This is a genomic window from Pseudomonas sp. FSL L8-0168, from assembly GCF_037976155.1.
Lineage (GTDB): Bacteria > Pseudomonadota > Gammaproteobacteria > Pseudomonadales > Pseudomonadaceae > Aquipseudomonas > Aquipseudomonas paracarnis.
This window is the reverse complement of record NZ_CP150262.1, coordinates 4,107,989-4,121,919: the sequence shown is the minus strand read 5'-3', so window position 1 is coordinate 4,121,919 and position 13,931 is coordinate 4,107,989. Positions and strand designations below refer to the sequence as shown.

The following is a 13,931-nucleotide window of genomic DNA, read 5'->3' as shown; positions in this document are numbered from 1 at the left end:
GTTTTCAGCGACGAATACGCGCCTGGAGGAAAGACAGCACCTCAGCCACCGGCAACGGTTGGGCTTCGGCTTCGGTCCGGCTCTTGTATTCCAGATTGCCATCCGCCAGGCCGCGGTCACTGACCACGATCCGGTGCGGGATGCCAATCAGTTCCATGTCGGCGAACTTGATGCCCGGGCTGGTTTTCTTGTCCCGATCATCGAGCAGCACTTCAAAACCGGCGGCGGTGAGTTGCGCGTACAGTTTGTCGGTGGCTTCGCGTACTTGCTCGGTTTCATAGCGCAATGGCACCAGGGCCACCTGGAACGGCGCCAGCGCGTCACTCCAGATGATGCCTTTCTCGTCGTTGTTCTGCTCGATGGCAGCGGCCACCACGCGGGATACGCCAATGCCGTAGCAGCCCATGTCCAGGGTGATCGGCTTGCCGTTCTCACCCAGTACTTCGCACTTCATCGCCTTGCTGTACTTGTTGCCCAGCTGGAAGATGTGCCCGACTTCGATGCCGCGCTTGATCTCCAGAGTGCCCTTGCCATCCGGGCTCGGGTCGCCGGCCACGACGTTGCGCAGGTCGGCCACGGTCGGAACCGGCAGGTCACGCTCCCAGTTCACGCCGAAGTAGTGCTTGTCGTCGATGTTGGCGCCGATACCGAAGTCGATCAGCTCAACGGAACGGTCGATGATGATCGGCAGTGGCAGGTTCAGCGGGCCGAGGGAACCGGCACCGGCGCCAATGGCGTCGCGCAGTTCGGCATCGGTGGCCATGACCAGCGGGCTGGCTACGCCAGGCTGGTTAGCGGCCTTGATTTCGTTGAGCTCGTGGTCACCACGGATCACCAGGGCGATCAGCTTGCCTTCTTCTTCGGCGCGCACGATCAGGGTCTTGATGGTCTTTTCAATCGGCAGATTGAATTTCTCCACCAGGGCCGCGATGGTCTTGGTGTCTGGCGTGTCGACCAGGCGCAGCTCCTCGGTGGGAGCAGGGCGCGAGGTTTCACGTGGTATGGCTTCGGCCTTCTCGATGTTCGCCGCGTAGTCGGAACCGTTGCTGAACACGATATCGTCTTCGCCAGACTCGGCCAGCACGTGGAATTCGTGGGAGCCGGCACCGCCGATGGAGCCGTTGTCCGCTTCAACCGGGCGGAACTTCAGGCCCAGGCGCGTGAACACGTTGCAGTAGGCCTGGTGCATGCGGTCGTAGGTCGCTTGCAGGAAGCCTGGTCGGCGTGGAACGAATAGGCGTCCTTCATGATGAATTCGCGGCCACGCATCAAGCCGAAGCGTGGGCGGATCTCATCACGGAACTTGGTCTGGATCTGATACAGGTTGAGCGGCAACTGCTTATAGCTGCTCAACTCGTTGCGCATCAGGTCGGTGATGACTTCTTCGTGCGTCGGGCCGGCGCAGAAATCGCGGCCATGACGGTCTTTGAAGCGCAGCAACTCAGGGCCGTACTCTTCCCAGCGCCCGGATTCCTGCCACAACTCAGCCGGTTGGGTGCTCGGCATCAACACTTCCAGAGAGCCGGCAGCGTTCATTTCTTCACGAACGATGGCTTCGACCTTGCGCATCACCTTCAAGCCCATGGGCAACCAGGTGTACAGGCCCGAGGCCAGTTTGCGGATCATACCGGCGCGCAGCATCAACTGATGGCTGATTACAACCGCGTCGGAAGGCGTTTCTTTCTGTGTGGCGAGCAAATATTGACTGGTACGCATGGTAGGCCGTTGTCGGTTGCTTGGACTTGAAATGACTTGGGATTGTACGGGCGCTTGTCGCCGGAGTACAGGCGTGAGGTGGCGGGGCGTATCTGTCGTAACGGTCGCTTGTGTGGGAGCTGGCTTGCCTGCGATAGCGGCGCTGGGTTCACCACCGCTATCGCAGGCAAGCCAGCTCCCACATTGACTGAGTCGTGTCAGTCTTCCGGCGGGGGATTCAGCCGGGCGCGGCGGTTCTCCTGGAACCAATGCAACGCAATCAGGAGCAGCGTCGGCACGCCCAACAGGCAGGTGATCATAAAGAAGTTGTGGTAACCGAACTTCTCCACCATCACGCCTGAATAGCCGCCGATCAAACGTGGCAGCAACAGCATGATCGAACTGAGTAGCGCATATTGGGTGGCGGAGAACTTGAGGTTGGTGAGGCTCGACAGGTAAGCCACGAATGCCGAGGTGGCCATGCCCGAACTGAAGTTGTCCAGGGAGATGGTCACGATCAACATCTGCAGGTCGGGGCCCATGTCGGCGAGCATCACGAACAGCAGGTTGGTACCGGCCGAGGCCACGCCGCCGATGAACAGGATCGGCAATATGCCGAACCGCACGATCAACAGGCCGCCCATGCCGGCGCCGAGCAGGGTCATGATCAGGCCGAAGATCTTGCTCACTCCGGCGATCTGGTCCTTGGTGAAACCCTGGTCGATATAGAACACGTTGGCCATGACGCCCATCACCGTGTCGGACATGCGATAGGTGGCAATCAGCCCGAGCAGCAGCAGCGCCTGCCAACGGTAGCGCAGGATAAAGTCGTTGACCGGCGTGAGCACGGGCGCGAGGCCCCGGCGGCCCATGGCTGAAAGGCACAGGGTAGTGAGGATGATATAGAGGATGGCGCGCAGGAACGCGCGGTCTTCCATCAGCAGTTCCCACAAACTCACGCCCTGGAACAGCACGCTGGCGAAGTCGGTGTTGTACAACTGAGTGAACATCGCCGGCACCGAGACCAACAGCACGATCAGCACAAACACCGACACCAACTGGTGCATGAAACTGTAGCGGCCGGCCTGCAACTGGGTGCGCAGCGGCACATCAGGTTCACGCATGAGGAAGGTGGTGAGCAACGCCGGCACCATCAACACGCCGAACAACACATAGGTGCCGGTCCAGGCCGAGTGTTTATAGTTGAAGCCGGTGGAGCCAAAGCCTTCGGCAAAGAACAGCGCACCGGCGGTGGCCAGCAGGGCGGCAATGCGATAGCCGGACATGTAGCTTGCCGCCAGGGCGGCCTGACGGCTGTCGTCGGCGATTTCCAGGCGGTAGGCATCCACGGCGATATCTTGGGTGGCCGACGCGAAGGCGACGATCACCGCGATGGCGATCAACCAGGACAGGTGTTTTTGCGGGTCACAAAAACCCATGCCGATCAATCCGAGGATCACCAGCGATTGGGCCAGCACCAGCCAGGAGCGACGACGCCCCAGTTTACCGAGCAACGGCAAGCGCCATTGATCGAGCAGCGGCGACCAGACCCATTTAAAGGCGTAGGCCAGGCCGATCAGGCTCGCATAGCCAATGGTCTCGCGAGCCACACCGGCTTCACGCAGCCACACCGAAAGCGTCGAAAACACCAACATGTAAGGCATGCCGGCGGCGAAACCGAGCAACAACAGCACTAACGTCGAAGGGCTGGCATAGGCGGCGAGCGCGGCGCGCCAGGTTTTACGGGGCATGGGCTGGAGTCTGCCTCAGATTTGCGGAAACAAAGCGCGCACTCTAACCGCTGTGCTCTACCGGGCGCCAGCCATGACGCTGAATATCAACACGATTGTTCAGGATAGTGACGCCTTCGCTACGTAAACGCGCACGTTGTTCGTCGCCCGAGGCACTGCCCACCGGCAGGCTTATCCGACCACCGGCACCCAGCACCCGATGCCAGGGCAACCGCGTGTCTTGCGGCAACTGGCTCAGGGTGCGCCCGACCCAGCGGGCAGCACGCCCCAGACCCGCCAGGTGGGCCAGCTCGCCATAACTCACCACGCAGCCTTCGGGCACCTGCGATAACGTCAGGTACAAGGCGGTGCGGCGCATCTCGGCGGGGCTTTGTGGTGCATCTGCAGGTGGGATCACTGTGGAGATATCCGTTGAGATCGTCGTTGTTTTGTCAGAAACGTCTGTAAACATGACGATGAGTATTGAACTCAATATAAATCCTTGAGTCAGTTCTAGCCATGTAACACTATAACGCCCCTTTTTTCGCCTATCCTGAGCCCCGTACCTGCTTATGTTGTCCAGAACCCTGTTGTGCCTTGCTGTTTTCAGTGCTTCCACGCCCTTGCTCGCCGATACCGTCTGGTTGAAAAACGGTGACCGGCTCACTGGCAAGATAAAAGTCTTCGACGGTGGCAAGTTGCTGATCCAAACCACCTACGCAGGCTCCATTCCGGTGGACTGGAAGCAGGTCAAAACCCTGGAAAGTGACCAGGAGCTGCTGGTCAAGCAAGACGCCTACAGCGGTGAAAAGGCCAAGTCCTTGCAGGCATCGGATGACGGCAAGGTGGTGCTGGCCAATGGCGAGGCGCCCAAGACGGTGGAACTGGCAAGTATCCAACAGATCATGAAGCCCAAGCCCGTGATCGAAGACCTGGTGTGGAAGGGTAACGTCGACCTGGCGCTGGACTACAAGCGCGCGGACAAAGACACCAACGACTACGACATCGACTTCAAGACCTCGGCCCGTCACGGCCAGTGGCGCCATACGGGCAAGGGCGAGTACAACCGCGAGTTCCAGGACGACGTCACCACCACCGACAACTGGGCCCTGGAATACGACCTGGACCGCTTTATCACCGAGCACTGGTTCTGGCAGGGGCGCCTGACCTACAAGCGCGACAAGGTCGAAGACCTGGCGCGCCAGCGCACCGTGGGTACCGGCCCGGGCTACCAGTTCTGGGACGATGAGTTGGGCGCGTTCTCCCTCGGGTCGCTGGTCAACCGTACCGATTACGAATATGCCGACGGCGGCAAGGACAACTTCTACTCTCTGGCCATGAAGTGGAACTACAACCGCTACTTGGTGGGCAAGACCGTAGAGTTCTTCACCAACGGCGAATTGGGCAAGCCTCTGGACGGTCCGGCCGATTACTCCCTGGATGCCGAGATGGGCCTGCGCTACAAAGTCACCGAGTGGGCGTCCCTCAACCTCAAGGCTGAGCGTGACGTCATCAGCGGCGACTCCGACAGCAGCTTGAGCAAGACCCGCTACACCGCAGGCTTTGGCGTGGCCTGGTAAACCGGCGTCGGCCCCTCTGGCAACCTGCGCAGATATTGATTACCTTGTGTTGAGATCCATTCCCATATGCCATGGGTCGCGGAACATCCGAGGAATCCTATATTGAGCACGCAGGTTGCCAAGAACGCCCGAGAGCTGTTGCTCAAGGAATACCGTGGGGCGCTCGCCACACAGTCCAAAGCCATGCCCGGCTTTCCCTTCGGCTCGGTGGTGCCCTACTGCCTGGACGAGCAGGGCCGCCCGCTGATCCTGATCAGCCGCATTGCCCAGCACACCCATAACCTGCAAAAAGACCCCAAGTGTTCGCTGCTGGTGGGTGAGCGCGAGGCCGATGATGTGCAAGCCGTCGGGCGCCTGACCTACCTGGCCGAAGCCGAGAAGCTGGAAGACCCCGCCGCCATCGAAGCGGCTGCAGAGCGCTACTACCGCTACTTCCCTGATTCGGCCAACTACCACAGGGCCCACGATTTTGATTTCTGGGTGCTCAAGCCGGTGCGCCACCGTTATATCGGTGGGTTTGGCGCGATCCATTGGGTCGACCAGTTGACCTTGGCCAACCCGTTTGCGGGCAAGGCCGAGCGCAGCATGATCGAGCACATGAACAGCGATCACACCAAGGCCATCGCCCATTACGTTGAGTTGGGCGGTTTGCCAACCACCGAGCCTGCGCAGTTGGCCGGTATCGACAGCGAAGGCATGCACCTGCGCATTGGCCAATCGTTACATTGGCTAGGGTTTGCCGAGCCCTGCAATACGCCGACACAAGTACGCGAAGCCCTGGTTTCATTGGCGAACGCCGAGGTCTGGCCGAAAAAAACCGTGGCTACTGCTTGAATTCACGCAATGGCGACGTCATCTAAGGTGAACTGGCAAGGCATTCTTGCGTTGAGGAACCATTTGATGCGCCCTTTTTTATTGCTCTTTCTGCTGTTTCCGGTGTTGGAGCTGTTCGTATTCGTTAAAGTCAGCGGTGCGATCGGTTTCTTCCCGGCGCTGCTGCTGATCATCGTAGGCTCCATGCTCGGCGTGCTGGTGCTGCGTGTCGCCGGCCTGGCGACCGCGCTGCGTGCCCGTGAAAGCCTGAACCGCGGCGAACTGCCGGCCCAGACCATGCTTGAGGGCTTGATGATGGCCCTGGCCGGTGGCCTGCTGATCCTGCCGGGTTTTATCAGCGACGTGCTTGGCCTGGTGCTCTTGCTGCCGTTCACCCGCAAGCTGCTGGCCGGCAAAATGCGCCAGCGTGCTGAAGAGGCCGCGATGCGCCAGCGTGCGTTCGCCGACGACCTGCAACCCCGTGGTGGTCCGGCTCCACGCCAACCCCTGGGGCGTGAAGGTGATGTGATCGAAGGCGAATTCGAACACCGCGACCCTAAGTAACCGCTTCACTGGCACGGCACCTTCGGGTGCCGTGTTGCATTTACCCTTGAGTCGACACAAAAAATTTCATCCTCGGCCCCTTGTAATAAGCCTGGGCGCCCTTATGTAACGGTCACCGCAAGGTTTCTGGTGGTGACATCAGACAGACTTCCGCGTCTCGCCCCGCGAGCCGCGACCGGCACCGCCGGAATTTAACCCGCCGGAATTGATACCGGCCGATGAAAAACACAATTAGGAGAGATCGACAATGAAGCTTCGTCCTCTGCACGACCGCGTCGTAATCCGTCGCAGCGAAGAAGAAAAGAAAACCGCTGGCGGGATCGTTCTGCCAGGTTCGGCTGCTGAAAAAGCCAACCACGGTGTAATCGTCGCTGCTGGCCCAGGCAAAACCCTGGAGAACGGTGATGTACGCGCACTGGCCGTGAAAGTGGGTGACAAGGTTGTTTTCGGCCCTTACTCCGGCAGCAACACTGTGAAAGTAGACGGCGAAGACCTGCTGGTAATGGCTGAGAACGAAATTCTCGCCGTTCTGGAAGACTGATTTCCTCGCTCATTTTCCCGTTACTACAAAGTATTTAAGGAATATCGATCATGGCTGCTAAAGAAGTTAAATTCGGCGACTCCGCCCGCAAGAAAATGCTCACTGGCGTCAACGTACTGGCTGACGCAGTAAAAGCGACCTTGGGCCCGAAAGGCCGTAACGTGATCATCGAGAAGAGCTTCGGCGCTCCGACCATCACCAAGGACGGCGTTTCCGTCGCCAAAGAAATCGAACTGGAAGACCGTTTCGAAAACATGGGCGCGCAGCTGGTCAAAGACGTTGCCTCCCGTGCCAACGATGACGCAGGTGACGGTACTACCACCGCAACCGTACTGGCTCAGTCGATCGTCAACGAAGGCCTGAAGGCCGTTGCTGCCGGCATGAACCCGATGGACCTCAAGCGCGGCATCGACAAGGCGACCATCGCCATCGTCAAAGAGCTGAAGAACCTGTCCAAGCCATGCGCCGACACCAAGGCCATCGCTCAGGTAGGCACCATCTCCGCCAACTCCGACAGCTCCATCGGCGACATCATTGCCGAAGCCATGGAAAAAGTCGGTAAAGAAGGCGTGATCACCGTTGAAGAAGGCTCGGGCCTGGAAAACGAACTGTCGGTTGTAGAAGGCATGCAGTTCGACCGTGGCTACCTGTCCCCGTACTTCGTCAACAAGCCGGACACCATGGTTGCCGAGCTGGACAGCCCGCTGATCCTGCTGGTCGACAAAAAGATCTCCAACATCCGCGAAATGCTGCCAGTGCTGGAAGCCGTTGCCAAAGCCGGCCGCCCACTGCTGATCGTGGCTGAAGACGTTGAAGGCGAAGCCCTGGCGACTCTGGTTGTGAACAACATGCGTGGCATCGTCAAGGTTGCAGCCGTCAAGGCGCCAGGCTTCGGCGACCGTCGCAAGGCCATGCTGCAGGACATCGCCGTTCTGACCGGCGGTACCGTTATCTCCGAAGAGATCGGCCTGAGCCTGGAAAGCGCCACCCTGGAAAACCTGGGTAGCGCCAAGCGCGTGACCCTGTCCAAGGAAAACACCATCATCGTTGACGGTGCTGGCGTTGAAGGCGACATCGAGTCCCGTATCGCTCAGATCCGTGCACAGGTTGCCGAGACTTCCTCGGACTACGACCGTGAAAAACTGCAAGAGCGCCTGGCCAAGCTGTCTGGCGGCGTTGCAGTGATCAAGGTTGGCGCTGGCTCCGAAGTTGAAATGAAAGAGAAGAAGGCCCGCGTTGAAGACGCCCTGCACGCAACCCGTGCAGCCGTTGAAGAAGGCGTGGTACCTGGCGGTGGCGTTGCGCTGATCCGTGCTCTGGAAGCCCTGACTGAGCTGACCGGCGACAACGCTGACCAGAACGTAGGTATCGCTGTACTGCGTCGTGCCGTTGAAGCACCGCTGCGCCAGATCGCTGCCAACTCCGGCGACGAGCCAAGCGTTGTGGTCAACGAAGTCAAGAACGGCAAAGGTAACTACGGTTACAACGCTGCGACTGGCGTGTACGGCGACATGATCGAAATGGGCATCCTGGATCCAACCAAGGTGACTCGTTCCGCGCTGCAAGCAGCATCCTCCATCGGCGGTCTGATCCTGACCACCGAAGCTGCGATCGCTGAAGCACCGAAGAAAGAAGGCTCGGCTGGCGGCGGTATGCCAGACATGGGCGGCATGGGTGGCATGGGCGGCATGATGTAAGCCAGCCTACCCGGCGCTATAAAAAGCCCCGCCTGCAGTGATGCAGGCGGGGCTTTTTTATGCACGGCTGTACCCACCCGACGGCGGCCTGACAGCCACGCTTATCTAACTGATGCACGGCGGTCAAAATGTGGGAGCTGGCTTGCCTGCGAAGACGGCCTGCCAGCCTGCAGGAATGTTGGATCAGAGCGCGTTCATATCCGTTAGTCAGGCAACGGCCATCTAGGGGCCGCCCTGCCGGGTTACCCAGGAGTTCAAGCCTGCGTTCGGCCAGCGTGGTTATCGAGATTGTAGTTGCCGTCGACCGCTGCAAAGTTGTGTCGATACTTATGGCCAATCGCAGGCAAGCCAGCTCCCACATTTGATCTTCGTTGCATTCGCTTAACTGACCGGCATCACGGCTTGCCGTGAAGGCCGGTACAGCAACAAGCAATACAGCCCCAGGCAGATCAGCCAGCAAAAGATCGCTGTCCACACATTGTGGGAAAAGAAATGCGCCCCTTGCAGCATACGGCTGACTGAAAACACGCTGCCCAGGCTGACGGCAAAGATGAACGCATATCGGGCCAGCCGCGGCCGTCGATCCCGCAAGGCGAAGAACCAGGCGAACAAGGCAAACCCGGTGGCGGCATGTCCGCCGGGCCAGCAACGGCCTGGTTTATCGGTAGGCGGGCGCGGGCTGAGCAGTTCGCTGTAGGTTTCCTGGCCGCCGAACTCCTTGAGGCTCCAGGGGCATTGCACGGCTGTGATGGTTTTCAACGGCGACACGAACGCCGTCGCCATTCCCAGCGACAGCACCAGGCACACCAGTTCACGGCGGTACGGCTTGAGTCGCTGCAGGATGAAGCTGCCGACCAAGCCCAGAATCGCCAGCACCGAAAACAGGATCACCAGTTGCTTGGCACGGTCATGCAGGATGTCTTCAAGGAAAAAGCTATAGCGGCCAATGAAGCCGCCAGCCTCTGCGCTATAGAAATGCCTGGCCAGGTCCATGTCCAGTGACGTCAGTTCAAGCAACAGCAAGGCTACTGCAGCGCCGGCAGGCAGGCCCAGGCACAGCCAGAAATCAAGCGGTTTGGAAACCGGTAAAGAGGAGGGGGATTTCATCTCGAACCTTGGTAAAAAAGCCCCGCGCTCACCTGCACGGGGCTTTTTGATTAGCGTTTGCTTAAGACTGGAGCCTCTTCCTTGGGCGCTTTCCAGCTCAGCAGTTGCTGTTTGTAGTCGTAACTGGCGGCCTGGTAGTAGGTGATCGCCCGTTGGATCAAGGGGTCATCGCTACCGACGCGCAGTTCCTGGCTCTCGCCCAGAGCCTGGTCGTGGCGACGCAAACCTTGGCGCGGGCTGAGGATCGCCAGGTCCTTGCCATCAAACAGACCCAGGTGCTGGTAATTGCCCACTACCACCCGTGGAGGCAATGGGTTGTCTTGCAGCAGGTTGCGGCCAAAGAATGTCGATTCGTAGCTCAGGTTGAGCAGGCCCAGCAAGGTCGGCGCCAGGTCGATCTGGCTGGACAGTTGAGCGGATTCCCGTGCGTCGATCAGCTTGGGCGCGTAGATAAACAGCGGAATCTGGTAGTTGGTGATCGGCAGGTCTTCCTTGCCTGCGCTGCCGGCGGTGTGGTCGGCGACGAACACGAAGATCGTGTTATCGAACCACGGCTTCTGGCGCGCTGCCTCAAGGAACTGGCCGATGGCGTAGTCGGTGTATTTCACCGCGCCGTCGCGGCCCTTGCCGGACTTGATATCGATACGCCCGTCCGGGTAGGTATAAGGGCGATGGTTGGAGGTGGTCATCAGTTGCAGCAAGAACGGCTGCTGCTTGGCGTAATCGGCGTCGGCCAGTTTCAAGGTCTGTTTGAACAGGTCTTCGTCGGCCATGCCCCAGGCGTTTTTGAACGAGATCTCCGACTCTGGCACGCTGCTCTGGTCCACGACCCGATAACCGTTGCCGCTGAAGAACGCGTTCATATTGTCGAAGTAACCGCGCCCGCCGTAGACAAATACGCTGTCATAACCGATGGCCGAGAGCTGTTGCCCCAGGCTGGCGAACCCGCTTTCGCGGCCGATGCGCTTGACGATCGAACGTCCCGGCGTCGGCGGGACTGCCAGGGTAATGGCTTCCAGGCCTCGGTCGGTGCGCGTACCGGTGGCGTAGAAGTTATTGAAGTACAGGCTCTGTTGGCGCAATGCATCCAGATTGGGCGTGAGGTTGCGCGCATCGCCATTGCTGCCCATGTACTTGGCGCTGAAGCTCTCGATGGTCACCAGTACGATGTTGGGCTTGCGCAGTGTGCCGGGGTTGGTGATGGCACGGCGAATATCCAGCGGGTCCGGGCCGATAAAGCGGGCGTTGGGCTCACTCAGTTCGGCGCGCAACTGCTTGGCGACGACGTCGGTCGGCAGGCTTTTGTAGAACTGGGTGTAATCCAGTTCGTTGTTACGGAAGGCGGCGAAGAACTGATAAGGCCCGTTGCTGGCCAATTCGTTGTTGTACGCGTTACCGCCTTGGGTGCGTGGGCTGTCCTGGCTGACCAGTTGCAGGCTGAGGCCGGCGAGCACCAGCAGGCCCAGGGCGTTGACCAAACGGCCACGCAGCGCAGGCACGGGCGCTGCCATCGCGGCATTGAAGGGCTTGCGCAGAGCCACGCTCAGAATCAGTGCAAGCATCGCCAGCAGGCTCAGCAGCTTGCCGATCGGGTAAGACTCCAGCAGGTTGTTCAGTACCTCATCGGAGTACACCAAGTAATCGACAGCGATAAAGTTGAAGCGCACGCCAAACTCATCCCAGAACAACCATTCGGCCACCGAGGTGAACAGCATGGCGAACAGGCTGACGGTCAGCACCGCTTGCAGGAACCAGCGATGGCCACGGCGGCGCCACAGGGCTGGCGGGCAGAGCAGCAAATACAGGCCAAGCGGCAAGGCTGCGTAGGCGAGGAAGGCCAGGTCGTAGAGCACACCTACGCCAAACACCGGCAGCAGGTTGCCGCCGACTTCATCTAGGTGAGTGATGAGCAGCACACTGCGCGTAAGCAGGAAAACCAGTAACCAGGTACCGGTAATCAACAACAAATAGCGCATTGGTGCAGTTTTGAAAAAACCCATGTCTATGTTCCTTAGATCAATGGGGGGCGATCTTCTTCCTGAGGCTGTAGTCAGTTTGTGAAGCTATAGTGAAAAACTTGTTCGGCTCTGCAAACAGTTGAAAACCTTTATCAGCGGGGCTCTGCGCTCTATCCCTGAGCCCCGCTTGGCCTTAAGCTGCGCGAGCCAACACGGCCGTTACCGCGTACGGAGACACTGCCCATGCGAATTCTATTGGTTGAAGACAACCGCGATATCCTCGCCAACCTGGCCGATTACCTGGGGCTCAAAGGCTACACAGTGGACTGTGCGCAGGACGGTTTGTCGGGCCTGCACCTGGCGGCCACCGAGCATTACGACCTGATCGTGCTCGACATCATGTTGCCCGGCATCGATGGCTACACCCTGTGCAAGCGCCTGCGCGAAGACGCGCGCCGTGACACTCCGGTAATCATGCTTACCGCTCGCGATCAACTGGACGACCGGCTGCAGGGCTTCAAGTCCGGCGCCGATGACTACCTGCTCAAACCCTTCGCCTTGTCGGAACTGGCCGCCCGTATCGAAGCGGTGTTGCGCCGTGCCCAGGGCGGCGGGCGTCGTGCCCTGCAAGTGGGTGACCTGAACTACGACCTCGATACGCTGGAAGTCACCCGCGAAGGGCGCCTGCTCAAGCTCAACCCCGTGGGTCTGAAACTGCTCGCCGTGCTGATGCAGAAAAGCCCGCACGTTCTGCGTCGGGAAGTTCTCGAAGAAGCTCTGTGGGGAGACGACTGCCCGGACAGCGACAGCCTGCGCAGCCATGTTCACCAATTGCGCCAAGTGATCGACAAACCCTTCGCCAAGCCATTGCTGCAAACGGTGCATGGTGTGGGTTATCGCTTGGCCGAGGGGCGTGATGGAGTTTAAGCAAAGCCTTGCCCAACGGATCATCATCGCCTTCGCCTTGATGAGTGCGTTGGTGGCGGGGGCCTTCGCCATCGGCATCATTGCGACCGTGCACCTGGTGGAAGAGAAGTTGATCTCGGCGGGCTTGGGCGGCGACTTGCAACGCCTGCTGTTGATGGACAGCGTCGAAGACTGGAACCATCGGCCGGAGCCGGACCAGCTGTTCTATTTCAGCGGCGGGCGTGGCGATTTTGAACTGCCCAAGGACCTGCGCCATCTGGACCCGGGGTTCCATGAGGTGTTTCGCGAGGCGCTGTCGTACCACGCCATGGTTGAAGTGGTCGATGGCCGACGTTATGTGTTGCTGCAAGACCAGAGCGATTTCGAAGAACGTGAGCGCGTGCTGTTTGCGGTGGTGCTGGTGGGGTTCGTACTCAGCCTGGCGCTGGCGGCGTTCCTCGGCTGGGTGCTGGCTCGCAAGGTGATGGCGCCGGTGGTACGCCTGGCCCGCCAGGTCCGTCATCGTGACCAACTGTTGGGCCTGGCACCGCCTCTGGCGCCGGATTACGCCGCCGATGAAGTGGGCGAACTGGCGGTGGCGTTCGACGCCACCTTGGGGCGTTTACGCCAGGCGCTGTCACGTGAGCAATTGTTTACCAGCGATGTGAGCCATGAGTTGCGCACGCCCTTGATGGTCCTGGCCAGCTCCTGCGAACTGTTGCGCGAAAACCCGGCCATCGATCAACGTGGTCGCAACCAGGTAGAGCGCATAGCCCGTGCCTGTGAAGAAATGCGCGAGCTGGTGCAAACCTTCCTGATGCTGGCCCGCGCCAAACACGACGACGCTGCCAGTTCACCCCAAGGCAACCTCACCCAGGTGGCCGAAGACCTGCTCGGTATCTGGCGCGAGCCCATCGAGAAAAAAGGCCTGGCGTTGATCTACCTGCCGGGTAACCCCCTGGACACCCGCTACAACACCACCTTCTTGCACGCGGTGATGGGCAACCTGCTGCGCAACGCACTGCATTACACCGAGCACGGGTTTATCCGCCTGACCCTGGAGCCCAGTGGTTTCACGGTGGAGGACTCCGGTGTCGGGATCCCCGAAGAGAAGCGCGAAGCGATGTTCGAGCCGTTCGTGCGCGGTAGCGAGAAGCGTGGCGAGGGCCTTGGCCTTGGGCTCTCACTGGTGCAACGGATCTGCGAAAGCCAGGGCTGGAGCGTAAGCCTGAGCACTATGGAGCCCAATGGCTGCCGTTTTCACGTGGAGCTCAGTCCAGTCAAAACCTGACCCTTCAGTCTGTCGTTTTGCTGATGCAGACTGCCCGCTTTTCGGCGAA

The 13,931-nt window shown here is 59.8% G+C and carries 11 protein-coding genes and 1 pseudogene; 7 read left to right on the top strand and 5 right to left on the bottom strand.

What is annotated here, in order from left to right; all coding sequences use genetic code 11:
- Positions 1–4: 4 nt before the first annotated feature.
- The 3 genes and pseudogenes from MHH62_RS18850 to MHH62_RS18840 all read right to left on the bottom strand — a co-directional run bounded on the left by MHH62_RS18850 (position 5) and on the right by MHH62_RS18840 (position 3,843).
- Positions 5–1,716: pseudogene (locus MHH62_RS18850) on the bottom strand (proline--tRNA ligase).
- 197 nt (positions 1,717–1,913) lie between these two features.
- Entirely contained in the window at positions 1,914–3,446 is a 1,533-nt protein-coding gene (locus tag MHH62_RS18845) for an AmpG family muropeptide MFS transporter (protein ID WP_014719771.1), read from the bottom strand.
- 43 nt (positions 3,447–3,489) lie between these two features.
- Positions 3,490–3,843 (bottom strand): MGMT family protein, encoded by a 354-nt coding sequence (locus tag MHH62_RS18840; RefSeq protein WP_014719770.1) that lies wholly within the window; start codon positions 3,841–3,843, stop codon positions 3,490–3,492.
- A gap of 154 nt (positions 3,844–3,997) precedes the next feature.
- On the opposite strand from MHH62_RS18840, the gene MHH62_RS18835 reads away from it, so the two are divergent.
- From MHH62_RS18835 to groL, 5 genes are all read left to right on the top strand, one after another.
- Positions 3,998–5,005: a DUF481 domain-containing protein gene (locus MHH62_RS18835; RefSeq protein ID WP_014719769.1), complete on the top strand. Its 1,008-nt coding sequence runs from the start codon at positions 3,998–4,000 to the stop codon at positions 5,003–5,005.
- A gap of 102 nt (positions 5,006–5,107) precedes the next feature.
- The gene (locus MHH62_RS18830) at positions 5,108–5,839 is read left to right on the top strand and encodes a HugZ family protein (protein ID WP_339231627.1); all 732 of its coding nucleotides are present in this window, start codon (positions 5,108–5,110) and stop codon (positions 5,837–5,839) included.
- Positions 5,840–5,905: 66 nt separating this feature from the next.
- A complete protein-coding gene (locus MHH62_RS18825) occupies positions 5,906–6,382 on the top strand; it encodes an FxsA family protein (protein ID WP_003193941.1) in 477 nt (158 codons plus the stop codon).
- A 247-nt stretch (positions 6,383–6,629) separates the two neighbouring features.
- Positions 6,630–6,923 carry a co-chaperone GroES gene (locus MHH62_RS18820; protein ID WP_003193940.1) on the top strand — a complete coding sequence of 98 codons (294 nt, stop codon included), beginning with the start codon at positions 6,630–6,632 and terminating at the stop codon, positions 6,921–6,923.
- Between the two features lie 50 nt (positions 6,924–6,973).
- Entirely contained in the window at positions 6,974–8,620 is a 1,647-nt protein-coding gene (gene groL / locus MHH62_RS18815) for a chaperonin GroEL (protein WP_014719767.1), read from the top strand.
- Positions 8,621–9,001: 381 nt separating this feature from the next.
- On the opposite strand, the gene MHH62_RS18810 is transcribed toward groL, so the two are convergent.
- Together MHH62_RS18810 and MHH62_RS18805 are read right to left on the bottom strand one after the other, a co-directional pair.
- Positions 9,002–9,727: a phosphatase PAP2 family protein gene (locus tag MHH62_RS18810; protein WP_339231625.1), complete on the bottom strand. Its 726-nt coding sequence runs from the start codon at positions 9,725–9,727 to the stop codon at positions 9,002–9,004.
- 50 nt (positions 9,728–9,777) lie between these two features.
- Positions 9,778–11,727: an LTA synthase family protein gene (locus MHH62_RS18805; RefSeq protein WP_339231624.1), complete on the bottom strand. Its 1,950-nt coding sequence runs from the start codon at positions 11,725–11,727 to the stop codon at positions 9,778–9,780.
- A 201-nt stretch (positions 11,728–11,928) separates the two neighbouring features.
- Between MHH62_RS18805 and colR the strand changes: the two genes are divergently transcribed.
- The gene (gene colR, locus MHH62_RS18800) at positions 11,929–12,612 is read left to right on the top strand and encodes a two-component system response regulator ColR (RefSeq protein ID WP_003193936.1); all 684 of its coding nucleotides are present in this window, start codon (positions 11,929–11,931) and stop codon (positions 12,610–12,612) included.
- Entirely contained in the window at positions 12,602–13,882 is a 1,281-nt protein-coding gene (locus MHH62_RS18795) for a HAMP domain-containing sensor histidine kinase (protein WP_019817331.1), read from the top strand. Before colR ends, MHH62_RS18795 begins: the two co-directional genes overlap by 11 nt.
- Positions 13,883–13,931: the final 49 nt, after the last annotated feature.